Source organism: Monashia sp. HAY1-11D, assembly GCF_056868035.1.
The window spans coordinates 2,745,051-2,767,172 of record NZ_CP200320.1 but is presented as its reverse complement, the minus strand read 5'-3'; the positions used below and the strand labels follow the sequence as shown (position 1 = coordinate 2,767,172).

The following is a 22,122-nucleotide window of genomic DNA, read 5'->3' as shown; positions in this document are numbered from 1 at the left end:
CGCCCGGCGCCGGCCACCCGCGCTCTAGAGGCTGAGCTCGGCCCTGACCACGCCGACGAGGCGGTCGGCGAGCAGCCGGGCCTGGTCGCCGTCGGCGGCCTCGACCATGACGCGCACGACCGGCTCGGTGCCGGACTTGCGCAGCAGCACGCGTCCCGTCGCGCCGAGCTCGTCCTCGGCGCGCCGCACGGCCTCGGCGACGACGGCGTTGGCCTCGAGGGCCGACTTGTCGACGTCCTTGACGTTGACGAGCACCTGCGGGAAGTGCGACATGACCGTCGCGAGGTCCGACAGCGGGTGACCGGTGGCGGCGACCCGGGAGGCGAGCATCAGACCGGTGAGGGTGCCGTCGCCGGTCGTGCCGTGGTCGAGCATGACGACGTGGCCGGACTGTTCACCACCGAGGACGAAGCCGCCCTCCTTCATCCCCTCGAGGACGTACCGGTCGCCGACGGCGGTCTGCACGACGGTGATGCCGGCGTCCGCGAGGGCATGGATCATGCCGAGGTTGGACATGACGGTGGCCACGAGGGTGTCGCCGCGCAGGACGCCCTGCTCCTTCATGGCCAGGGCGAGGATCGTCATGATCTGGTCGCCGTCGACCTCGACGCCGGCCGCGTCGACGGCCAGGCAGCGGTCGGCGTCGCCGTCGAGGGCGACACCGAGGTCCGCCCCCGCCTCGACCACCGCCTTCTGGAGCGCTTCGAGGTGGGTGGAGCCGAAGCCGTCGTTGATGTTGATGCCGTCGGGCTCGCAGCCGATCGTCGTCACGGTGGCTCCGGCCTCGCGGAAGACGCGCGGGGCGACCTGCGACGCCGCGCCGTGCGCGGCGTCGACGACGACGTGGAGGCCGTCGAGGCGGTGCGGCAGGACGGACAGCAGGTGGGCGACATAGCGGTCGGCGCCGTCCTCGAGCGGCGTGATGCGTCCGACGTCACCGCCGACCGGCCGCTGCCAGTCGTCGCGCAGGCGGGCCTCGATGCGGTCCTCGAGCTCGTCGGCGAGCTTGTGGCCGCCGCGGGCGAAGAACTTCAGGCCGTTGTCGGGCATCGGGTTGTGCGAGGCCGACAGCATGGCGCCGAGGTCGGCGTCCTGCTCGGCCACGAGGTAGGCGATCGCCGGCGTGGGCAGCACCCCGGCGTCGCGCACGTCGACGCCGGCCGACGCCAGCCCGGCGATGGTCGCCGCGGTCAGGAACTCGCCGGAGGCCCGGGGGTCGCGCCCGACGACGGCGACGGGGCGGTGCCCGTTGAACTCCCCGACCTCGCCGAGGACGTGCGCGGCCGCCACCGACAGGTCGAGGGCCAGCTCGGCGGTGATGTCCTTGTTCGCGATGCCACGGACGCCGTCCGTGCCGAAGAGTCGAGCCACGCGTTTGTGCCTTCCCGATCGGGTGGCCCGCGGCCGACCCAGGTCATGTGCTCGGACGACCATACCCCCCGGAGGGCGGTGCCACCGCCCGGCCCGGGACGCTCGGCCGCTCAGGCGACGTCCGGTTCGTCCCGATGTCAGGCGTCCCCGCACGAGGCGCCAACTGGCAGGGAACTGGCAGCATCCTCCCACCACTTTCCCAGACTGGGGCCACGACGATGTGCGCCATCGTGCTCCGATCGGAGCCCCCGGTGAAAGGATCCGCATGAGTCCTCGACGTTCGCGTCTGATGGTGGCCGTCGCCACCACGGCGACCGCGCTCTGTCTCGGTACGGCCTTCGGTGCCACGAGCGCCACGGCCAGCAGCACCCTGAGCGACACGATGAGCAGCACCGACACCGCCCCGGCCGTGTCGGGCGGCGTCACCGACCCGTACTCGCCCGCGTACGGCCACCCGTACCGGCACGGCGCCGTCCCCACGCGCGAGCTCAACACCCAGATGCACCGGTGGGAGGCGCAGACCAAGGGCTCGCGACCGGCGGCGAGCAAGACGCTGTCCTACGGCGGCGGCGTCGACGGCATCGGCGTCACGAGCGGCACCCCGAGGGTCTACCTCGTCTTCTGGGGCAGCCAGTGGGGCTCGCAGGGCACGGACACCGCCGGCAACCTCACCTTCACCGGAGACCCGAAGTCGGGCGCTCCCCTCGTGCAGAAGCTCTTCAAGGGCCTCGGCACCGGCGGCGAGGCGTGGTCCGGCGTCATGACCCAGTACTGCGACGGGCCGCTCGTGGCGAAGGGAGCGACGTCGTGCCCGGCGGGAGCGGCGCACGTCGGCTACCCGACCGGCGGCGACCTCGCCGGCGTCTGGTACGACCCCTCGACCGCGGCGCCGTCCTCCGCGACGGCCAAGCAGCTCGGCGACGAGGCGGTCCGGGCGGCCGGCCACTTCGGCAACACGACGGCCTCGAGCAACCGCTACGCCCAGTACGTCGTCCTGTCGCCGACCGGCACGCACCCGGACGGGTTCAACACGCCGTCCGGCACCTTCTGCGCCTGGCACGACTACAACGGTGACCCGTACGTCGGGTCGGCCTCGCCCTACGGGGACATCGCCTTCACGAACATGCCGTACGTCATGGACATGGGTACCAGCTGTGGCCAGAACTTCGTCAACGCGGGGACGGCCGGGACCGACGACGGCTACACCATGGTCGAGGGTCACGAGTACGCCGAGACGATCTCCGACCAGAACCCGGCCGGCGGCTGGACGAACACCACCTCGCGCACGTACTCCGGCCAGGAGAACGCGGACGAGTGCGCCTGGATCTCGCCGTCCTCGGGCGGCTCCGGCAACGTCGCGACGACGCAGGGCTCCTTCGCGATGCAGTCGACGTGGTCCAACGACACCAACCGCTGCGACATGGCGCACGCGACCGTGAGCTGACGCGTCGGCCCCGGGCACGACGAAGGCCCCCGAGCAGCTGCTCGGGGGCCTTCGTGCACGCGGGGGGCGCCGGGTGGCGCGGCGTGTCAGCGCTTGCTGTACTGGGGCGCCTTGCGGGCCTTCTTGAGACCGGCCTTCTTGCGCTCCGGGACGCGGGCGTCGCGGGTGAGGAAGCCGGCCTTCTTCAGCGCCGGCCGGTTGAGCTCGGCGTCGACCTCGTTGAGCGAGCGGGCCACGCCGAGGCGCACCGCACCGGCCTGGCCGGAGGGGCCACCGCCGTGCACGCGGACGAGCACGTCGTAGGAGCCCTCGAGCTCGAGGATCGTCAGCGGCTCGCGGACGATCTGCTGGTGCACCTTGTTCGGGAAGTAGTCCTCGAGCGCACGGCCGTTGATCTTCCACTCGCCGGTGCCCGGCACGATGCGGACGCGGGCGATGGCCTGCTTGCGGCGGCCGGTGGCCGAACCGGGCGTCGAGACCTGGCGGGAGCGCTTGGCCTCGCCGGTCACCGAGGTGTCGGACTCGGACGTGTACTCGGTGAGCTCGGGCTCGTCGGTGTCGAGGACGCCCTCGTTGATGATGTCAGTCACGGTGTCTGTTCGCTTTCTACGCAGCAGCGGCGGCGCCGGGCCTTACTGCGCGACCTGGGAGATCTCGAAGGGGACGGGCTGCTGGGCCGCGTGCGGGTGCTCGGCACCGCGGTAGACCTTGAGCTTGGACAGCTGCTGGCGGGCCAGCGAGTTCTTCGGGAGCATGCCCCGGATCGCCTTCTCGACGGCCTTCTCGGGGCTCTTGGCGAGCAGCTCGGTGTAGGAGGTGGAGCGCAGGCCGCCCGGGAAGCCCGAGTGGCGGTAGGCCTTCTTCTGCTCGAGCTTGGCGCCGGTGAGGGCGACCTTCTCGGCGTTGACGATGATGACGAAGTCACCGGTGTCGACGTGCGGCGCGAACTGCGGCTTGTGCTTGCCCCGGAGCAGGATCGCAGCCTGGCTCGCGAGGCGTCCGAGCACGACGTCGGTGGCGTCGATGACGTGCCACGTGCGAGTGACCTCGCCGGGCTTCGGGGTGTACGTGCGCAATGGAGTCTGCCTTCTCGCTTCAAACGATGGATGCGTGCCGCCCGGGCGATGACCCGCGCCGGTCCGAGGCGCTGGACGCGGGGCCGCCGCGCTGGTCCGCGCGGGCTCCGGGCATCGCTCTGCCGGTTCGGCACAACAGTCGTCAAGTCTACGGAGCGTCCGGCCCGCAGCCAAATCCTCGTGACGACCGCGCCGAACGGCCGCTGACCTGCGGTGATGCACCGCAGGACGCGCTATGCAGAACCCTTGTGCAAACAGATTGTGCAAAGGTAGTGTGCACACTATGGCTGCACACCCCCCGACGCCGGACAACGTCTGGCTCACTCCCGAGAGCCTCCGGGTCCTCGCGCACCCGCTCCGCTCGCGCCTCCTCGGCGCCCTCCGCCGTGGCGGCCCCGCCACCGCCACCGACCTCGCCACCGCCCTCGGCACCAACTCCGGCGCGACGAGCTACCACCTGCGCAAGCTCGAGGCGGTGGGCCTCGTCGAGGACACCGGCGAGGGCGAGGGCAAGCGCCGCCTCTGGCGCGCCAGCTCCGAGTTCCACTCCTGGCACCCGAGCGACTTCGAGGGGGACGAGGACTCCGAGACCGCGCTCAACTGGCTGACGCGCGACTACGCGCGCCACTTCGCCGAGCAGTACGACCGCTGGCTCGACGTGTCGATGACGTGGCCCGCCGCGTGGCAGGACGCCTGCGGGTCGAGCGACGCCGCCGTCCTCGTCACGCCCGAGGCCCTCGAGCAGCTGCGCGAGGAGATGTGGGACCTCGTCGAGCGCTACCGGCGCCTCGGCCAGGGCAACCCGAACGCCCGGCGGATCGCGGTCTACGCGTTCGCCTACCCCATCGACCTGGACCGCCCACCCGGACGCGGCCCCGGCGGCCCCGGCGAGGGCTCCCGCGCCGGCGGCGGGCGATGAGCGCGGCTCGGCGGGCCGTGCTGTCGCCCGCGGCCGCCCGACGCGTCTTCCTCCTCCTGAGCCTGACCCGGTGGTTCCCCGTCGGTCTCGTCGTCGGCCTGCTCACCCTCTGGCAGCTCGAGCGCGGCCTGACCGTGTCGCAGGCGATGACGGTGTCCTCGGCGGCCGGCCTGACGATCTTCGTCCTCGAGCTTCCGACGAGCGGGTTCGCCGACGCCTTCGGGCGCAGGCCGGTCTTCGTCGTGTCGGCGGTCGTCAACGTCGTCGCCAGCGCCCTGCTGCTCGCCGCGCACACGTACTGGATGTTCCTCGTCGCAGCCGTGCTCACCGGCGTCTTCCGGGCGCTGGACTCCGGGCCGCTCGAGGCGTGGTTCGTCGACACCGTGCACGCGACGACGCCGGGCGCCGACGTCGACGCGTCGCTCGCCGCGCAGGGCACGGTGCTCGGCGGCGGCATCGCGAGCGGCGCACTCGTGTCGGGCGCCCTGGTGTGGTGGCACCCGTTCCAGGGTGCCTCGGCCCTCGTCCTGCCGGTGGCGGTGTTCGTCGCGCTCAACGTCGTGCACCTCGTCGCCGTGCTGGCACTGCTGCGGGAACCGCGCGCGGCCGAGCACGTCGACGTGAGCGGCCTGCGCCGGGCCGTCGCCTCGACGCGGGAGGCTCCCACCGTCGTGCGCGAGGGCCTCGGCATGCTGCGGGGCAACGCGGTGCTGCGCGGCATCGTCCTCGTCGAGGTCTTCTGGTCGACAGCCATGATCGTCTTCGAGACCTTCCAGCCGATCCGGCTCGCCGAGCTCGTCGGCGGCGAGGAACGTGCCGGCGCCATCATGGGTCCGGTGGCCGCGGCCGGCTGGGCCGTCTTCGCCGTGGGCGCGACCCTGTCCGGGTGGTCGAGCCGCCGCATCGGGGTGGCGCGCACCGCGGTCCTCGCCCGCGTCCTCAACGGGCTCGGTGCCGTCGTCATGGGCCTCGTCGCCGGACCGGCTGCCCTCGTCGCCGCCTACGGCGTCACCTACCTGCTGCACGGAGCGGCGGGGCCGGCCCACTCGACGCTGCTGCACCGTGAGGCGCAGGCCCGCAACCGCGCCACCGTGCTGTCGATGAACTCGATGGTCGCCTCGGCCGCCTTCGCCGTCGGTGCGTCGGTCATGGGCGTGCTCGCCGATGCCACCTCGACACAGGCCGCGATGGTCTGCGCCGGTGCGGTCAGCATCGTCGGGGCCGGGTTCTACCGGGCCGCGAGGCGCGCCGAGGTGGACCGAGACACCCTGGCCGGGTCGGCACCCGACACCACGGTGCCCGACACCACGGTGCCCGACACCACGGTGCCCGACACCACGGTGCCCGACCCCACGGTGCCCGACACCACAGTGCCCCATGCCACGGCGCCGGCGACCGGGGCACCGGCCCCCTCCCCCACACCCGGTCGGGAGCCCGTCACGCGCGGCGGTGAGCACCGGTCACCGCGGCCGGCGCGGCGACGGACGGCGTCAGGCGGGTGGCGTGGTGATGTCGTCGAGCTCGGCCAGGTCCTCGGGGCTCGGGTCCCACGCACCGGCGCGGACGTTGTCGAGCACCTGCTCGGGACGCGTCGCACCGGCGATGACCGAGGCGACGGCCGGCTGCGCGGCCAGGCCGCCGATCGCGACGTCGACGAGGCGCAGGTCGCGACGGGCGGCGAACGCCTCGAGGGCCTCGAGGGTGTCCCAGTCCGCGCCGGCGAGCCGGTCGGTGTTCGCCGCGAGGCGTGCGCCCTCCGGCGCCGGCTCGCCGCGTCGGTACTTGCCCGTGAGCAGGCCGCTCGCGAGCGGGAAGAACGGCAGCAGCCCGACGCCGACGTGCTCGCACGCCGGGACGAGCTCCTCCTCGACGTCACGCTCGAGCAGGGAGTACTCGTTCTGGGCCGACACGAACCGGGCCGTGCCGGCTGCGCGCGCGGTCCAGTCGGCGTCGACGACCTGCCAGCCGGTGAAGTTGCTGCTGCCGATGTAGCGCACCTTGCCCTCGCGGACCAGCTCGTCGAGGGCCGCCAGGGTCTCGTCGACCGGCGTCACGGGGTCGGGGCGGTGCAGCTGGTAGAGGTCGATCCAGTCGGTGCCCAGGCGCCGCAGGCTGGCCTCGACCGCCTTGCGCACATAGCGCCGCGAGCCGCGCACGCCCCAGTCGGGCCCGTTGGAGCCCTGCATGTCCATGCCGAACTTCGTGGCGACGACGACGTTGTCGCGCTCGGCGCCCAGGGCCAGCCCGAGCATCTCCTCGCTCGCGCCCTGACCGTAGATGTCGGCCGTGTCGAAGAGGGTGACGCCGGCGTCGAGGGCGGTGCGCACGACAGCGTTGGTCGCCTCCTGGTCGATGCGACGGCCGAAGTTGTTGCAGCCGAGCCCGACCGTGGAGACGGTGAGGCCGCTGTCGCCGAGCTGTCGGTACGTCATGTCGGTCACGCGTCCAACGTAGACCCGGCCCGCACCCGCCGGGCGGTGGAGCGATCCCGACCGCGACTCGCGACCACATGGCGCGTTGTCGTGGCCGTGCAGCGAACCCGACCGCGACTCCCGACCACATGGCGCGTTGTTGCGGCCGACGACCTCCCCTGGGTGCTTGACGCCGTTGGTCGGAGGCGTCAGTGCGGCAGGACGAACACCGCGACGGTGCGGGCCGGGACGGTCAGCGTCGACGTCGAGGCGTCCCACGTGGACCGCCTGACCACCGGGTCGGCCCCGCCGGCCTGCACCGGGCTGAGCGCCAGCGCCCCGGTGAGGCCGGGCACCTTCTGCGACACGGCGTCGGGCGTCGCGTTGAACACGACGACGAGGCCGTCGAGCCGCGGGTCGGCATCAGTGCCCTTCGTGTCGTCGATGCGCATGACGACGACGCCGGCGTGCGCGTCGGCCGTGCCCGAGGCCGGGAACGACACCTTCGACTCGATGGCCGAGGCCGAGCCCAGGCGGAACAGCGGGCTGCTGAACCGCAGGCGAAGCAGGTCTTCGGCCATGGCGCTCGCCGACTGCACGTCGCTCGCGCCCGGCTTGAGCGCCGGGTTCGCGAGCAGCGGCTTCATGTAGGACCACTTGTTCGAGTTCGGTCCCTCGGGCGGGAGGCCGTGGCCGAACCCGTTGTCCGCGCCCGTCCAGTCGAGGCGGTTGAACCAGTCGCCGCTGTCGTAGGAGTCGCGGTCGAGCGACTTGCTGCGCAGCAGGTCCGCACCGGCGTGCCAGAACGAGGGCGTCTGTGCCAGAGCGGTGGTCGCGAGCGACAGAGTGTTCATCCGCACCCGGTCGGTCATCGACGTCGCGACAGGCAGCTTGTACGTCAGGGCGTCGAAGAGCGTCTCGTTGTCGTGCGCGTCGACGTAGCTGACGACCTCGTCGGGCTGGTCGGCGTAGCCGGCGGGTGCCCCGTTGTAGTCGATCTTGTCGCCCCGCACGACCTGTCCGCTCTCCTGGCTGCGGAACTGGAAGGCCCGCAGGTTGCCGGCGAGGCCGAGCTGCACGAGGTCGGTGTCGTGCGCCAGACGCGTGGCTGCTCCGTCGTTGACCGCCGCACCGTTCGGGTCGGTCGCCTCACCGGAGCCGAAGCCCTGGCGGCGCGGGTCCTCGTCGAACGGCCCACCGCCGCGGACGGCGTCACGCAGCCGGTCGCTGAAGGTCCCGATGCCGGTGCCGCCGAGCTGGCCCTGCGTGGCCTGGGTGAACCGGGCGTTGTCCGCGACCTCCCCGAAGTTCCAGCCCTCTCCGTAGAGGTAGATCGCCGTTCCGTCGACGCCGTCCTCGGCCGGCGTCAGGGCGTCCAGCGCGGAGCGCACCGCGAGCAGGTTGTCGCGGCTGGCGTGGCCCATGAGGTCGAAGCGGAAGCCGTCGACCTTGTAGCTGCGGGCCCACGACACGACCGAGTCGACCATGAGCTTCTGACCCATCGCGTGCTCGGTGGCGACGTTCTGGCAGCACGTCGAGGTCTCGACCGCACCGCTGGCGTTGAGCCGGTGGTAGTACCCCGGGACGACCTTGTCGAGGACCGACTGGTCGGCCTGGCCGGAGGCCGCCGTGTGGTTGAAGACCTGGTCGAGGACGACGCGCAGGCCGTCCTGGTGCAGGGCCCCGACCATGGTGCGGAACTGGGCGACGCGCTGGCCACCGTCGGCCGCCTGCGTCGTCGAGGTGTACGAGCCGTCCGGGACGCTCCAGTGGTAGGGGTCGTAGCCCCAGTTGAACGCGTCCTTGCTCGCGACCGCCGTGACGCACTTCTGCTGCGCGTCGCTGTCCGGGGCGTAGGAGGGCAGGTCGCACTGCGGCGTCTGCTGCTTGGCCTTGTCCTCCTCGATCGAGGCGATGTCGAAGGTCGGCAGCAGGTGAACGGTGTTGAGACCCGCCTTGGCCAGGGCCTTGAGGTGGGCCCGACCGTCACCGTTCTCGGCGAAGGCCAGGTAGCTGCCGCGCAGGGCGGCCGGCACCTTGGCGTCGCTCATCGAGTAGTCGCGCACGTGCAGCTCGTAGATCGTCGAGTCGACGTCCTTGGTCAGGCGCGGCGAGGGGGTCGTGCGCCACGCCGACGGCATGAACGCCGGGTCCGCGAGGTCGACGGCCACCGAGCGGGTCGAGTTCGGCGTCAGCGCCACCGACGCCGGGTCGGTGACGACGTTCGTCTCGACCTTCTGCGTGCTCGGCGCCCACACCTTCACCTCGTAGAGGTACCGGGCGTTGCGACCCGCGCTGCCGAGCGAGGTGGACCACGAGCCGTCCGTCGAGCGCGTCATGGCGGTCCGGTGCGCCGTCGCGACCGGCTGGTCGGCCGAGCCCGCGGCCCAGGTCAGCAGGGTCACCTGTCGGGCCGTCGGGGCCCAGACGCGGAAGCCCACGCGGCCACCGGAGACGCTGACTCCGTAGGCGCCCCGGCTCGCCGCCGTAGCGTAGAGCGCGTCGAGGGCGATCGCCGTCTGGGCACCCGTGGCGTCGAGCAGCGCGCCCGACGAGTCGTACATCGCCACGGCCACCTGGCCGCGGAGGATGTCGCCCATCTGCCGTGCCGTCGCCTGGTCGGTGCGCAGCGCCACGTAGCCCTTGAGCTCGGGGTGGGCCGCGACGAGCGAGGCCGGCAGGCCCGCGGGGTCACGCGTCAGGGTCGCGACCGAGCCACCGGTCACGGCCTCGGCGTCGACCGCGAGGCCACCGGTCGCCGACCAGTGCAGGCGCCAGGCCAACGTCGCCGGGTCGGTGCCGGCCGGCAGGCCCGCGGCTGGCCAGGCGACGAGGTCGGGGCCGACGACAAACGCCTTGGCCTTGGTCAGGTCGGGCGCGGCGCCGGCCCGCGAGGTCTTGACCGAGATCTGGTGCGTCGCGAGGACGTAGCTGATCGTCGTGACGACGCCGTCGGAGGGCACCGTGAACGCCATGTTCGTGCCGCCGGGCGCGCCACCGGCTCCGTAGTTCTCGTCCCACGTCAGGCCGTGCGCGACCTTGAGCTCGTAGCTGCCGGCCGGGATGGCATCGGTGCTGAAGGTGTACGTGCCGTCACCGTCGGGGTCCTGCAGCCACGAGCGCATGCAGTCCGGCGACCAGTCGCCGGGGCAGCCGAGCTCGCTCTGGAACGAGCCGGGCGCGGTGATGATCGGCCCCTGCGCGTCGCTGGTCACCCAGTGGGTGCGGTGGTCGTAGTAGAAGCTGACCGACCCGCCGGCCGGGACCGTCAGCGGGATGTTCGAGCCACCCTTGAGGGCGCCCGCCCCGTAGTTCTCGTCCCACTTCTTGTCGATGGCGGCCTTGTACTCGTAGTCGCCGGCGGGCAGGCCCGTGTACGAGCCCTTCCAGATGTCGTCCTTGGGGTCGAGCGCCAGCTGGGCCTGCGCGCAGTCGGGCTGCCAGTCACCCGAGCAGCCCATCTCGCTGTTCTCGCTGCCGGGGACGCTGACGTTGCCGGGCTGCGTGACCGGTCCGACGCCGCCGCCACCGCCGCTGCCGCCCGCCGGGGCGGGGTCGCCGACGACGCCGTACGTCGAGGTCGCCGACACGTGCCCGGCGAGGTCGCGGGCGAGCACGCGGTACTCCATGAGCGTGCCCTTGGCGTAGCCGGTGACGTCGTGGAAGACCCGGTACGGGGCGTTGTCGTCGGTGCCGATCGTGGACCACTCGGACGTGCCGACCGGACGCGCGAGGAAGGTGACGTCGGCGAAGGTGTCGCCGGGGACCGCCGCCGAGATCTCGGCACGGCCGCCGACGACGCCACCGGCGCTCGGGGACAGCGGGTACACCGGCGGGGCCGTGCGCGAGACCTCCATCGTCGAGTCGGCGCGGAAGACCTTGACCGACAGCGGCGGGACGCTGACGGTCACGCGCCCCGACGCGTCGGCACGGACGTCGCCGGGCCCACCGAGCATCGGGCTGAACCTCGAGCGTGCCGAGTAGGTCTGGAAGGTCGCCTGCTTCGTCGACGTGGCGTTGTTGGCCACGACGAGGTACTCGCGCTTGGCCGCCTTGTCGATGCGGCTGACCGCGTAGATGCCGGCGCTGTCGCTCGCGTAGCGGTGCACCTGCGCGCCGTCGGCGAGCGCCGGGTTGGCCTGGCGCAGCGCGGAGAGCGCGGCGATGCTGCGGTAGAGCGGGGCGCCCGTGTCGTAGTGCGCACCGGTGCCGGCCTTCTCGGTGCTGCCGACGATGGTGTCGTCGGCGTAGTCGGCAGTCTGCGTCGGGAACATGTCCTGGCGCGCGCGCTTGTCGTCGAAGCCGGAGGTCGGGCCGGTGAAGCCCTGCTCGTCGCCGTAGTAGACGACCGGCTGGCCGCGGGTCAGGAACATCAGCGAGGTGGCGAGCCGGTCGCGGTCGAGCAGCTCCTGGCCGGAGTAGCCGGCGGCCTGGAGCATGGCGCCGACGCGGCCCATGTCGTGGTTGCCGAGGAAGGTCGGCAGCTCGTAGGCGTTGGAGTCGGTGTCGGTGTACCAGTCGTCACCGGCGAAGAGGTCGCGGATGCCGGTGGTCGCCTTGCCCTGGGCGAACCCGAGGGCCGCGCCCTGGAAGCCGAAGTCGAGGGTCGCGGGCGAGAACTGCTGCCAGAACTGCAGGTTGACGTGCTTGGCGGTGTCGATGCGGAAGCCGTCGACGCCGACGTCGACCCACGTCTTGTAGATGTCCTCCATGCCCCTGACGACCTCGTGGTTCTCGGTGAACAGGTCGTCGAGACCGGAGAAGTCGCCGTACGTGGCGGACTCGCCGGCATACGTCGAGTCGCCGCGGTTGTGGTAGAGCGTCACGTCGTTGAGCCACGCCGGCACCTTGACGTCCTTGTCGGCGTCGGCGACGACCGGCACGTACGGGAACGAGGTCGCCGGGTCCATCGCCGGGAACGTGTCCTTGCCGGCGTAGTCGGCGTCGTCGAAGGCGTTGCCCTGGGCATCCCGGTAGGGCTTGTCGGCCTTGGGGACGTAGGTGTACTGGCCGCCCTCGTAGGAGATGACGTCGGCGGTGTGGTTCGTGATGATGTCGAAGTAGACCTTCATGCCCTTGGCGTGCGCCGCGGCGATGAGGTCCTTCATGTCGGAGTTGGTGCCGAGGTGCGGGTCGATCTGGGTGAAGTCGGTGACCCAGTAGCCGTGGTAGCCGGCGCTCGCGTCCGACCCGGAGCCCTGGACGGGGCGGTTCTTGAACGACGGGGTCAGCCAGATCGCCGTCGTGCCCAGGCCCTTGATGTAGTCGAGCTTGCCGATGACGCCCTTGAGGTCGCCACCGTGGTAGAAGCCCATGTTCGTCGGGTCGTAGCCGGTGACGAGCCGGTCGCCGGTCAGGCCACCGCGGTCGTTGGCGGCGTCGCCGTCGGCGAACCGGTCGGCCATGACGAAGTAGAACCGCTCCCGCGTCGAGCCGGTGCGCAGCGACTGGCCGGCGAGCTGCGCGTCCGCCTCGGTGGCGGCCCCGGGCAGGTCGGTCGGGGCGATGCCGACAGCATGCGACGCGTCGTCGTAGGTGATGCGCAGACGCTCGGGGCCCGCGAGGACGAGGGGGATGTTCGAGCCGCCGCCGTCCTTGCCGTAGCTCTCGTCCCAGGCGTGGTCGATCGCGACCTTGAGCTCGTAGGAGCCTGCGGGCACGTCGAACTCGGCGGAGTACGTGCTCGTCCCAGCCTGGCGGACGAGGTCGGTGGCCCCGCAGTCGGGCTGCCAGTCGCCCGGGCAGCCGAGCTCGCTCTGGAGCGACCCGACGAGGGTGGCAGTGCGCTCGGCGGCGCGAGCGGTCGAGGGCCCGGCGAGCGGCATGACGGCCCCGGCCAGGACGAGGGCGGAGACGCTGGCGGCGGTCAGGGCCGGCCTACGGCGCATGTGCACTCCTTCGTGCAGGGGAAAGGCCGGCGGGTCCCACGCGTTCGTGGAGGGTCCCCGTCGCCGGCCATCCGGCAACGTAGCGTCCGGTTCGTCCCCCGCGCCAGAGGTTCGCTGCAACTTTTTGCAATCTGCGCCAGATTCTTGCGGCGCTCAGGCGAAGGCGTCGCGTCCGTTCGCCAGCAGGAGGCGGTCGACCGCCGCGCCGAGGTCGTCCACGTGCACGACCTCGATGCCGGGGGCCGGATCGGGCGTCGGCTCCGGCCAGCCGGGCCCACCGAGCACGACGACGACGGGGTGTCCCGCGTCGGACAGCAGCGTCCAGAACGGCTCGTCGGTGGGTCGATCGAGCGAGGCCCAGAGGAACACGACGCGAGCCCGAGCCTGCACGACGGCGTCGACCATCGACCGGGCGGGGACGCGCGCCCCGAGGAAGACGCTCCTGGCGCCGCACCGGGCGAGCTCCGCCTCGACCGCGACGACCGGCAGGTGGTGGTGCTCGTCGTCGGCGCTGCCGAGCAGGACCGGCGCCCCGGACACGCGCTGCCGGTTGGCTCGGACGACCGAGCGCAGCTCAGCCTGGAGGAACTCGCTGGCCAGGTGCTCCCCCTGCACGCCGAGCGACCCGTCACCCCAGCGCTCGCCGACGAGGCGCAGGGCCGGCGCGAAGACCGATCCCCAGGCCTCCCGGAAGTCGAGCTGCCGCAAGGCCTGCCGGTAGTAGGCGACGAGGGAGCTCGCGTCGAACCCCATGGCGGCCGACACGATGCCGTCGACGAGGACCTGGGGCGAGAACGACGGCTCGGGCACGTCGTCCTGCTGCGCGGCGGCGCGGCGGCCACCGGCGGGATGGTCGAGCACCGGGGCCGAGCCCACCCACTCGCCGCCGGAAGCTCGCGAGCCGTGCGGCGACGCCGGCGTCGGTCAGGCCGGACACCGACTCCGCAGCCGCGTGCGCGGGGACCCCGTGACCGGTGAGTCGCGCCATGAGCTGCACCCGCTGGACGTCGGCGGGTCCGTAGCGCCGGTGGTTGCCGTGCGTCCGGTGGGTCGGCCCGAGCCCGTACCGCCGCTCCCACGAGCGCAACGTCGACGCGGACACCCCGAGGCGCTCCGCGACCGCGCCCACCGACCAGCTGAGCTCGGGCAGGTGCCGGGCCGGCATGCCGACGTCGGACCCCCCGTCCCGGGTGGTCCCGTCGTGTGCCGTCACGTCGTCGCTCATGTGTGCCTCACCGAACAGCCCGGCCCTCCGGCGCTCACCGCCGCCAGCTCCCGCCGCCCGGCGACACGGCCGGTGCGACGACCTCACCATAGAGGCATCGACAGATCTTGTGCAACTGCGTGAGTTGTGCATAAGTTTGGCCTGCACGATCCGGCCGCCGTCCGGCCGCGACCCGAAGGAAGGAACGAACGACCCCATGAACGTGACGCGACTTCCCCGCCCCGTGCACGAGTCCTACGAGTGGCAGGAACAGGGCCTGTGCCGCGGTGCCGACGTCGAGCAGTTCTTCGCCGACGACCCCGACCTCGGGCAGGTCGCCCGGCGCGAGCGCACCGATTCGGCCAAGAACGTCTGCGCCTCGTGCCCCGTCGTCCGCCAGTGCCTCGAGCACGCGATGCGGGTGCCCGAGCCCTACGGCATCTGGGGCGGGACCACCGCTGCCGAGCGCTCGCGCCTCCTCTGGGACGCCGCCGGCTGAGCCGCCCCTCGCACCTCAGCCCCTGGGGTCCGGGCCCGGCGAGGCGGGCAGGGCCAGCTCGACGACGTCCGCACCGGGCAGCCCGGCCAGGCTCGCCCCGTCGAGGAGCAGCTTGGCCCCCCGCAACCCGGCGCCGATGACGACCGGTCCGGCCGCGACGACGTTCGCGTCCACGAGCACCGGCCAGCCGTCCGGCAGCCCGACGGGCGTGATGCCGCCCTGCTGCATGCCGGTCAGCGACTCGGCCAGGGCCTGGTCGGCGAAGGAGATCTTGCGCGCCCCGAGGTGCCTGCGCACCACCCGGTTGATGTCGGCCCGGTCGGTGGCGAGCACCATGACCGCCGCGAGCGTCGTGACCTCGCCGCGACGCGCCTCGACGACGACGCAGTTGGCCGACGCCTCCGGCGCGACGTCGTAGGCCGCGCAGAACGCGGCCGTGTCGGCGAGCGCGGCGTCGATGGGCGCGACCCGCGCCCCGGGGACGAGGGGGATCGCCGCGGCGACGGGCGGCGCGAGCAGGTCGGGCCGCTCACCGGCCGGGACCCACTGGAGGCTTCCTTCCGCTGATGCCATGGGCCCACCGTAGGCGGTGCCGCGGACCGCACGGCGACGCGCCCTCCGGCCTCGGGGGTGCACGCCGTGCCATCGGTCCGGCGCGACGGCGGGTCGGGTCAGCGTGGCAGGAGGCCTGCGACCACCGTGGCCGACGGCACGGGACGCGCGGCCCGCCAGCCGGTTCCCGCCCAGAGGGCGAGGTGGTCCGGGCGGTCGGCCGCGGCGGACGCGCGACGCAGCGGCACCGTGACGTGGTGGACCTCGGGGTAGGCGGCCGGCGCCGCCTCCGAGTGCCGCCGGACGAAGTCGGACTCCAGCGAGCGGGCCAGCCGCCCGGAGAAGGCGCGCGTCACGCACGTCGTCGTGAAGGCCGGGTCGGCGAGCGCACGCCGGTAGGCCAGTCCCGTCCCTGCCTCCGGCGTCAGGAGCAGCACCGTGCCGACCTGGACCGCCGCGGCACCGGCCCCGAGCAGCGCGGCGACGCGGTCGGCGTCGCTCACGCCACCGGCCGCGACGACCGGCACGTCGGCCAGACGGGCGACCTCGGCCACGAGGTCGACGAGGTCGGACGCGTCGGGGCGGGCCTCCGGGTCGAGCGTGCCGCGGTGTCCGCCGCCCTCGTGACCCTGCACGACGAGACCGTCGACCCCGGCGTCGAGCGCCGCCTTCGCCTCGGACGCGTCCGTGACGGTCGCGAGGGTCAGCGACCCGCCTCGACGCAGCGCGCCGAGGACCCCGGCGTCCGGCAGCCCGAAGGTGAACGACACGACCGGGACCCGCTCGCGGACCAGCAGGTCGACCTTGCGGTCCCAGTCGTCCGTGTCGCCGGGGTCCGGTTGCGGCAGCTCGACGCCCAGGCGCTGCGCCTCGGGCAGCAGCCGCTCGCGGTAGGCCGCCACCGCCGCCACGCGCCGGGCGCCGGCGAGCCCCGCCCGCGTCGGGTAGGTGTTGGCCGACGCGGGCACGAACAGGTTGACCCCGAACGGCCGGTCGGTCGCGTCCCAGACGTCGGCGACCTGTCGCGCGAGCTGCTCGGTCGTCAGGTACCCGCCCGCGAGGAAGCCCAGCCCACCGGCGTCGCCGACCGCCGCCGCGAGCTCGGGCGTCGAGGGACCGCCCGCCATCGGGGCACCGACGACGGGGACCTCGAGCAGGGACACCAGCGGGGAGTCGGCCATGGACCGACGCTACCGGTCGGCGCCGCGGCCCGTCACCGCGCCGCCACCCGTCACCGCGCCGCCACCAGTGGCCGGGCCCTCAACGGGGACGGACGACCCGGCCCTCGTCCCACACCGGCTCGTCCGACTCGTACACCCGTCCGTCCTGGCCGAAGACGAGGAACCGGTCGAAGCCGCGCGCGAACCACCGGTCGTGGGTCACCGCGACGACGGTCCCCTCGAACCGGTCGAGGCCCTCCTCGAGCGCCTCGGCGGACTGGAGGTCGAGGTTGTCCGTGGGCTCGTCGAGCAGCAGCAGGGTCGCGCCCGACAGCTCGAGCAGCAGGATCTGGAACCGTGCCTGCTGCCCGCCGGACAGCGACTCGAACCGCTGCTCGCCACTGCGCGCCAGGTTGTAGCGGTCGAGCGCGCGGGCGGCCTCCTCCCGCGGCTTGCCCGGCCGGTGCTCGTCGCCGCGGTGCAGGATCTCGAGCAGGGTGCGGCCCACGAGCGTCGGGTGCTGGTGGGTCTGGGCGAACCAGCCGGGCCGCACCCGGGACCCGAGCCGGACGAGGCCCTGGTGGGCGACCGGGTCGGGCCGGATGTCGCCGACCGGCCGGTGCTCACGCTCGGGGTCGGTGCCACCCGAGGCGAGCAGGCGCAGGAAGTGGGACTTGCCCGAGCCGTTGCTGCCGAGGATCGCGACACGTTCGCCGTACCAGACCTCGAGGTCGAACGGCTTCATGAGCCCGGTCAGCTCGAGGGCCTGGGCGACGACGGCCCGCTTCGCCGTCCGTCCGCCGGCGAGCCGCATCCGCACATGCTGGGTCATCGGCGTCGCCTCGGGCGGCCCGGCGTCCTCGAACTTGGCCAGCCGGGTCTGTGCCGCCTGGTAGCGCGAGGCGAGACCGTCGTTGTAGGCCGCCTTCGTCTTGTACATGAGCACGAGCGCCTTGAGCTTGGCGTGCTCCTCGTCCCAGCGGCGACGCAGCTCCTCGAGGCGGGCGTTGCGGTCCTCGCGGGCCTGCGCGTACGTCGAGAAGCGCCCGGGGTGCACCCAGAGCGTCGCACCGGCAGCGCCCGGCTCGAGGGTGGCGATGCGGGTGGCGACCCGGTCGAGCAGCTCGCGGTCGTGGCTGATGAACAGGACCGTCTTCGGCGAGGCCACGAGCGCCTCCTCGAGCCAGCGCTTGCCCGGGACGTCGAGGTAGTTGTCCGGCTCGTCGAGCAGGAGCACCTCCTCGGGCCCCCGGAGCAGCGCCTCGAGGACGAGACGCTTCTGCTCACCGCCGGACAGCGTGTTGACGGCTCGCCACTGCGCCTTCTCGTACGGGACGCCGAGCGCCGCCGTCGTGCACTGGTCCCAGAGCGTCTCCTGCTCGTAGCCGCCCGCCTCACCCCATTCGACGAGCGCATGGGCGTAGGCCATCTGGTCGTCCTCGGAGTCGCGCTCCATCATGAGCAGCTCGGTGCGGTCGACCTCCTGCGCGGCCGTGCGGATCCGAACGGGCGCGACGGACACGAGCAGGTCGCGCACCGTCGAGTCGTCGCGGACGGACCCGACGAACTGCCGCATGACGCCGAGGCCACCGGAGCGGGTCACCGCCCCGTCGTGGGCGGCGAGGTCACCGGCGATGATGCGGGTCAGGGTCGTCTTCCCGGCGCCGTTGGGGCCGACGAGGGCCACCTTGGCGCCCTCCCCCACGCGCAGCGAGACGTCGCCGAGGAGCGGCCTGCCGTCGGGCAGGCTGAAGGAGACCGAGTTGACGTCGACGTGACCCACGAGGGTCAAGCCTGACGCATCGGGCCGGGTGCCGTCACGCCGATATCCCCGACCGGCCGGAGGGCCGACGAGCCGGCGGGCGGGCGGGAGCACTCAGCCCCACGACCACCCGTCGAGCACGGCCTCGTACGCCGCCAGCGCGCTGGGGTCGCCGGGGTCGTAGGTCAGCCGGATCGCGTACGCCTTCTGCGTGAAGACCACGATGTAGTAGACGTGGCGCACGTCCTCGGACTGGTCGACGACGATGCCCTGCGCCGAGTAGCCGGCCACCCGCCGCTCCGGCGCGGCCTTCGGGTGGAAGCCCTTCTCCTCGAAGCCCGAGCGCAGGGTGTCGACGACGTCCGGGAGGCTCGAGGACCCCACGTCGAACGGCCGCTCCACCGCGATGAACCCGGGAACGTCGGCGTCCTGCGGCTGCACGAGCGTGTCCGGCGGCGGGTCGAGGTCGCGCTCGGCGGAGGACCAGCCGGCGGGGACGGGGTAGCTGTACTCCAGGCCACGGACGCGGTCGTCGCTGAGGGCGGCGGGTGGCAGGTGGGTGGGCAGCGGCTCGATGAGGTGCCCCGAGCTGTCCGTGGTCGGTGCCGTCGAGGACGGCAGCAGCACGATGCCGGTGTCGGTGGGAGGCGGCGGCGCCGGCGGCGGGTCCTCGCTGCACCCGCCGAGCAGCACCGGCCCGAGCACGAGCGCCACCGTGGGGAGGGCCGAGCCGAGCCGGTTCACGGCCTGCCGTCCCGCGGTCAGGACCACGACCACGACGAGAGGATCTCGTCGAGCTCGGTCATGGCGTGGTCGGCGTCCTCCTGCGAGGAGGACAGCGTGAACAGGAAGACGCGGCCCTGGTGGACGAGGCCGTAGGACCGGGCGACGACCTTGATCCCCTGCTGCTCGAACGAGGTGGTGAACCCGGTGGCGGTCGCCCCCGCCACGGGCTTGTCCGGGGCCGACGACACCGTGCGTCCGGCCGCCTCGACCTGGGCGCGGCCCTTGTCCAGCTCGTCGCGCAGGGTCCGGCCGTCGCCGGGGCTGCTGAGCACGACGAGGTTGTTGGCGAAGCTGCCCACCTTCCTCGAGGACAGCAGCACGAGGTCGATGTCCGCCACCTCGTCGGCGCGGTCAGTCGCCTCCGCCCAGCCCTCCGGAGGCACGGCCGTGAAGGTCGCCGAGCGACTTCGGACGGCGTCACCCTCCGCCGACTCACTTCCCGCGCCCGACGACGTCGCCGCCGGGCTCGAGGCCGATGACGTCGCCCCGGTGCGCGCCCCGGACGCCCCGTCCTGTCCGTCGGAGTGCGTGGAGCAGCCGGTCAGGACGAGCACGACCGTCAGGCCGATGACCGACGCGACGCGGGAGGGGCGGGCGACCATGCCGAAGATCCAACCACAGCGCCAGGTGCAGCGCCCTGCCGCCTTCAGGGCGCGGACGGCACCCCGACGGGACGACGGCGCTCAGCCGTCGTGCCCGGCCGGCCCGTCACGGCGCGCTCGCGACTGCTCCACGCGGGCCGCGAGCCCGGCGTCCGCGGGGTAGCGCACCTCCTCCAGGCTCAGTCCGTGCGGGGGCATGACGTGCACCTCACCGGCCCGTCCGCCCCGCGCGAGCAAGGCCGCCGGCCACCCGACGGGGCGCCTCCCCTCCCCCACGGCCACCACGGCGCCGACCAGCGAGCGGACCATCGAGTGGCAGAAGGCGTCGGCGCGCACCGTGGCGGCGAGCACGCCGTCGTCGAGGCGACGCCACGAGAAGCTCGAGCAGGGTGCGCACCGTCGTCGCCCCGTCCCGCTGCCGGCAGAACGCGGCGAAGTCACGCAGCCCCACGAGGGCCCCCGAGGCGGCGTCCATGGCGTCGGCATCGAGCGGCCGGCGCCACGCGACGGTGTCGAGGCGGCGCAACGGGTCGTGCCGCGCCTGGGGGTCGGCGAGGCGGTAGACGTACCGTCGCTCGAGCGCGGCGAACCGGGCGTCGAACCCGGGCGCGGCGGGCGCGGCGCGGTGCACGACGACGTCGGGGGGCAGCACGCCGGCCAGCCGCCGCACGAGCGCGTCTGCCGGGTCGCGGTCCGAGCGCCCGGGCACGGCGGACCAGGAGTGCGGGTCGACGTCGACGTGCGCGACCTGCCCGCGGGCGTGCACCCCCGCGTCGGTGCGACCGGCGACCGTGAGCCGCAGCGGCTCCGCCGGGCGCAGCACCGTCGCGAGGCCGTCCGCGAGCACGCCCTCGACGGTGCGCCGGCCCGGCTGCGCCGCCCACCCGGAGAAGCCGGTGCCGTCGTAGGCGAGGTCGAGCCGGACCCGCAGCGTGCCGGGTCCGGTGGGTCCGGTGGGTCCGATGGGTCCGGTCCGCCGGTCCGACCCGCCCGGACCATCCGGTCCGTCCGGTGGCTGCGGCGTCGTGTCGCCCGTCATGTCGGACAACCTATCCGGCGTCCTCGGCACCGTGCCCAGCGCCGTCGTGGGCCGGGCGGCGGAGGCGACCTTCGCCTCCGCTCCGCGTCAACCGACAGGGCCCGTCACCCGTCTCACAGGTGGGACCGGGCACGGAGCCCGGCCCCCAGCACCAAGGGGGCTCACATGTTCGCGACACCACGTCGTCGTCTCGCCGTCGCCGCCGCAGCCGCCGTCCTGGCGGCCGCCACCACGAGCGTGGCCACCGCGTCTCCCGACGCCTCGGCCGCGCCGTACTGCGGCATCACCTGGGGCTCGCTCGCCAAGAGCACCAGTCCCACCGCAATGTGGTCCGGACGCGTCACCGGCGCCCGGGCCGGCCAGCACAGCTGCTACGACCGGCTCGTGCTCGACCTCGCACCCGGCAGGGGCCGCGTCGGCTACAACGTCCGCTACGTCGAGTCCGTCACCGGCCCGGGCAGCGGGCTGCCCGTCCCGGTCGCGGGCGGCGCGAGGCTGCAGGTCACCGTCGATGCGCCCTCCACCCTCGGCACGAGCACCCGCACCTTCACCGGCTGGCGAACCTTCCGCCAGCTGAAGGACGTCGGCAGCTTCGAGGGGTACACCGACTACGGCCTCGGCGTCCGGGCTCGCCTGCCCATGCGGGCCTTCGTCCTGACCGATGCCGACGGCGGACGGCGCCTCGTCGTCGACGTCGCGCACGCCTGGTGACCGGCGTCAGACGACGCGAGTGGGCCCCCTCCGTCATGACGGCGGGGGCCCACCTGGTTCGAGCTACCGGCTGCGCCCGGGCTCAGGCCTGCTTGGCCTCGGCGTCGTCGGCGGCCGCCTCGTCGGTGCTCTCGCTGCTCTCGGTCGCCTCGGCGCTCTCGGTCGCCTCGGCGCTCTCGGCGGCCGGGGCCTCGGTCACCTCGGCCACCTCGCTCGCCTCGGTCACGTCGGTGTCCTCCGACTCCATGGTCGCCGCAGCAGCCTCCTTCGACTCCTGCTGCTTGGCGGCGCGCCTCGTGGCCGCCTCTGCCTCCTTGACCGTCGCCTTCTTGGCCGACAGCGGCTCGCGGACGAGCTCGATGACGACCATGGGGGCGTTGTCGCCCTTGCGCGCGGCGATCTTCGTGATGCGGGTGTAGCCACCCTCACGCTGAGCCATGTCGGGGGCGATCTCGGCGAAGAGGCGGTGGACGACACCCTTGTCGCGCACGACGGTGAGGACCCGACGGCGGGCGTGCAGGTCGCCGCGCTTGGCGAACGTGATGAGACGCTCGGCGAGCGGGCGCAGGCGCTTGGCCTTGGCCTCGGTCGTCGTGATCCGGTCGTGCTCGAAGAGCGACGTCGCGAGGTTGGCCAGGATCAGCCGCTCGTGGGCGGGGCCGCCACCGACGCGGGGACCCTTGGTGGGCGTGGGCATT

At 73.2% G+C, this 22,122-nt stretch carries 16 protein-coding genes and 3 pseudogenes; 5 read left to right on the top strand and 14 right to left on the bottom strand.

Annotated elements, in window-relative coordinates:
* Nucleotides 1-24: 24 nt before the first annotated feature.
* Nucleotides 25-1,371, bottom strand: coding sequence for a phosphoglucosamine mutase (gene glmM / locus AC1VM9_RS12820; protein ID WP_481341619.1), 1,347 nt, complete (start codon nucleotides 1,369-1,371; stop codon nucleotides 25-27).
* Nucleotides 1,372-1,636: 265 nt separating this feature from the next.
* Here glmM and AC1VM9_RS12815 point away from each other — a divergent pair, with 265 nt between their 5' ends.
* Complete coding sequence (locus tag AC1VM9_RS12815) at nucleotides 1,637-2,815, top strand: hypothetical protein (protein WP_483122919.1); 1,179 nt, start codon at nucleotides 1,637-1,639, stop codon at nucleotides 2,813-2,815.
* 86 nt (nucleotides 2,816-2,901) lie between these two features.
* On the opposite strand, the gene rpsI is transcribed toward AC1VM9_RS12815, so the two are convergent.
* A complete protein-coding gene (gene rpsI / locus AC1VM9_RS12810) occupies nucleotides 2,902-3,405 on the bottom strand; it encodes a 30S ribosomal protein S9 (RefSeq protein WP_481341616.1) in 504 nt (167 codons plus the stop codon).
* Between the two features lie 42 nt (nucleotides 3,406-3,447).
* Complete coding sequence (gene rplM, locus AC1VM9_RS12805) at nucleotides 3,448-3,891, bottom strand: 50S ribosomal protein L13 (protein ID WP_481341615.1); 444 nt, start codon at nucleotides 3,889-3,891, stop codon at nucleotides 3,448-3,450.
* 283 nt (nucleotides 3,892-4,174) lie between these two features.
* Here rplM and AC1VM9_RS12800 point away from each other — a divergent pair, with 283 nt between their 5' ends.
* Together AC1VM9_RS12800 and AC1VM9_RS12795 are read left to right on the top strand one after the other, a co-directional pair.
* The gene (locus AC1VM9_RS12800; protein ID WP_481345793.1) at nucleotides 4,175-4,810 is read left to right on the top strand and encodes a winged helix-turn-helix domain-containing protein; all 636 of its coding nucleotides are present in this window, start codon (nucleotides 4,175-4,177) and stop codon (nucleotides 4,808-4,810) included.
* Nucleotides 4,807-6,024: pseudogene (locus tag AC1VM9_RS12795) on the top strand (MFS transporter); the annotation flags it as partial. The gene AC1VM9_RS12800 and the pseudogene AC1VM9_RS12795, both read left to right, overlap by 4 nt.
* Before the next feature lie 276 nt (nucleotides 6,025-6,300).
* On the opposite strand, the gene AC1VM9_RS12790 reads toward AC1VM9_RS12795, so the two are convergent.
* From AC1VM9_RS12790 to AC1VM9_RS12775, 4 genes and pseudogenes are all read right to left on the bottom strand, one after another.
* Nucleotides 6,301-7,242, bottom strand: a complete 942-nt coding sequence (locus tag AC1VM9_RS12790; protein ID WP_481341627.1) for an aldo/keto reductase — start codon at nucleotides 7,240-7,242, stop codon at nucleotides 6,301-6,303.
* A gap of 188 nt (nucleotides 7,243-7,430) precedes the next feature.
* Nucleotides 7,431-13,109 carry a pullulanase-type alpha-1,6-glucosidase gene (gene pulA, locus AC1VM9_RS12785; RefSeq protein WP_483122917.1) on the bottom strand — a complete coding sequence of 1,893 codons (5,679 nt, stop codon included), beginning with the start codon at nucleotides 13,107-13,109 and terminating at the stop codon, nucleotides 7,431-7,433.
* A 153-nt stretch (nucleotides 13,110-13,262) separates the two neighbouring features.
* Nucleotides 13,263-13,970, bottom strand: coding sequence for a B12-binding domain-containing protein (locus AC1VM9_RS12780; RefSeq protein WP_483122916.1), 708 nt, complete (start codon nucleotides 13,968-13,970; stop codon nucleotides 13,263-13,265).
* 91 nt (nucleotides 13,971-14,061) lie between these two features.
* Nucleotides 14,062-14,274 (bottom strand): annotated as a pseudogene (locus tag AC1VM9_RS12775) (MerR family transcriptional regulator); the annotation flags it as partial.
* 256 nt (nucleotides 14,275-14,530) lie between these two features.
* Here AC1VM9_RS12775 and AC1VM9_RS12770 point away from each other — a divergent pair.
* A complete protein-coding gene (locus AC1VM9_RS12770) occupies nucleotides 14,531-14,812 on the top strand; it encodes a WhiB family transcriptional regulator (protein WP_483122915.1) in 282 nt (93 codons plus the stop codon).
* Nucleotides 14,813-14,827: 15 nt separating this feature from the next.
* Here AC1VM9_RS12770 and AC1VM9_RS12765 read toward each other — a convergent pair whose 3' ends face one another.
* From AC1VM9_RS12765 to truA, 6 genes and pseudogenes are all read right to left on the bottom strand, one after another.
* Nucleotides 14,828-15,385, bottom strand: a complete 558-nt coding sequence (locus AC1VM9_RS12765; protein ID WP_481341609.1) for a YbaK/EbsC family protein — start codon at nucleotides 15,383-15,385, stop codon at nucleotides 14,828-14,830.
* 98 nt (nucleotides 15,386-15,483) lie between these two features.
* A complete protein-coding gene (locus AC1VM9_RS12760; protein WP_483122914.1) occupies nucleotides 15,484-16,545 on the bottom strand; it encodes a nitronate monooxygenase in 1,062 nt (353 codons plus the stop codon).
* 79 nt (nucleotides 16,546-16,624) lie between these two features.
* Nucleotides 16,625-18,307, bottom strand: a complete 1,683-nt coding sequence (locus AC1VM9_RS12755; RefSeq protein ID WP_483122912.1) for an ABC-F family ATP-binding cassette domain-containing protein — start codon at nucleotides 18,305-18,307, stop codon at nucleotides 16,625-16,627.
* Nucleotides 18,308-18,400: 93 nt separating this feature from the next.
* Entirely contained in the window at nucleotides 18,401-19,063 is a 663-nt protein-coding gene (locus AC1VM9_RS12750; RefSeq protein WP_483122911.1) for a hypothetical protein, read from the bottom strand.
* The gene (locus AC1VM9_RS12745) at nucleotides 19,048-19,674 is read right to left on the bottom strand and encodes a hypothetical protein (RefSeq protein ID WP_483122910.1); all 627 of its coding nucleotides are present in this window, start codon (nucleotides 19,672-19,674) and stop codon (nucleotides 19,048-19,050) included. Before AC1VM9_RS12745 ends, AC1VM9_RS12750 begins: the two co-directional genes overlap by 16 nt.
* A gap of 81 nt (nucleotides 19,675-19,755) precedes the next feature.
* A pseudogene (gene truA, locus AC1VM9_RS12740) lies at nucleotides 19,756-20,605 on the bottom strand (tRNA pseudouridine(38-40) synthase TruA).
* A gap of 273 nt (nucleotides 20,606-20,878) precedes the next feature.
* On the opposite strand from truA, the gene AC1VM9_RS12735 reads away from it, so the two are divergent.
* Nucleotides 20,879-21,424, top strand: coding sequence for an AMIN-like domain-containing (lipo)protein (locus AC1VM9_RS12735; protein WP_481341604.1), 546 nt, complete (start codon nucleotides 20,879-20,881; stop codon nucleotides 21,422-21,424).
* 82 nt (nucleotides 21,425-21,506) lie between these two features.
* Here the strand turns inward: AC1VM9_RS12735 and rplQ are convergent, their stop codons facing one another.
* A complete protein-coding gene (gene rplQ / locus AC1VM9_RS12730; RefSeq protein ID WP_483122908.1) occupies nucleotides 21,507-22,121 on the bottom strand; it encodes a 50S ribosomal protein L17 in 615 nt (204 codons plus the stop codon).
* Nucleotide 22,122 lies beyond the last annotated feature (1 nt).

Excerpts from the sequence above, each read along its gene's own strand:
- AC1VM9_RS12765 (WP_481341609.1), bottom strand. The coding sequence starts at position 15,385 with ATGGCATCAGCGGAAGGAAGCCTCCAGTGGGTCCCGGCCGGTGAGCGG.
- AC1VM9_RS12745 (WP_483122910.1), bottom strand. The coding sequence starts at position 19,674 with ATGGTCGCCCGCCCCTCCCGCGTCGCGTCGGTCATCGGCCTGACGGTC.
- AC1VM9_RS12800 (WP_481345793.1), top strand. The coding sequence starts at position 4,175 with ATGGCTGCACACCCCCCGACGCCGGACAACGTCTGGCTCACTCCCGAG.
- AC1VM9_RS12770 (WP_483122915.1), top strand. The coding sequence starts at position 14,531 with ATGAACGTGACGCGACTTCCCCGCCCCGTGCACGAGTCCTACGAGTGG.
- AC1VM9_RS12815 (WP_483122919.1), top strand. The coding sequence starts at position 1,637 with ATGAGTCCTCGACGTTCGCGTCTGATGGTGGCCGTCGCCACCACGGCG.
- AC1VM9_RS12790 (WP_481341627.1), bottom strand. The coding sequence starts at position 7,242 with ATGACGTACCGACAGCTCGGCGACAGCGGCCTCACCGTCTCCACGGTC.
- AC1VM9_RS12735 (WP_481341604.1), top strand. The coding sequence starts at position 20,879 with ATGTTCGCGACACCACGTCGTCGTCTCGCCGTCGCCGCCGCAGCCGCC.
- rplQ (WP_483122908.1), bottom strand. The coding sequence starts at position 22,121 with ATGCCCACGCCCACCAAGGGTCCCCGCGTCGGTGGCGGCCCCGCCCAC.
- pulA (WP_483122917.1), bottom strand. The coding sequence starts at position 13,109 with ATGCGCCGTAGGCCGGCCCTGACCGCCGCCAGCGTCTCCGCCCTCGTC.
- AC1VM9_RS12760 (WP_483122914.1), bottom strand. The coding sequence starts at position 16,545 with ATGGCCGACTCCCCGCTGGTGTCCCTGCTCGAGGTCCCCGTCGTCGGT.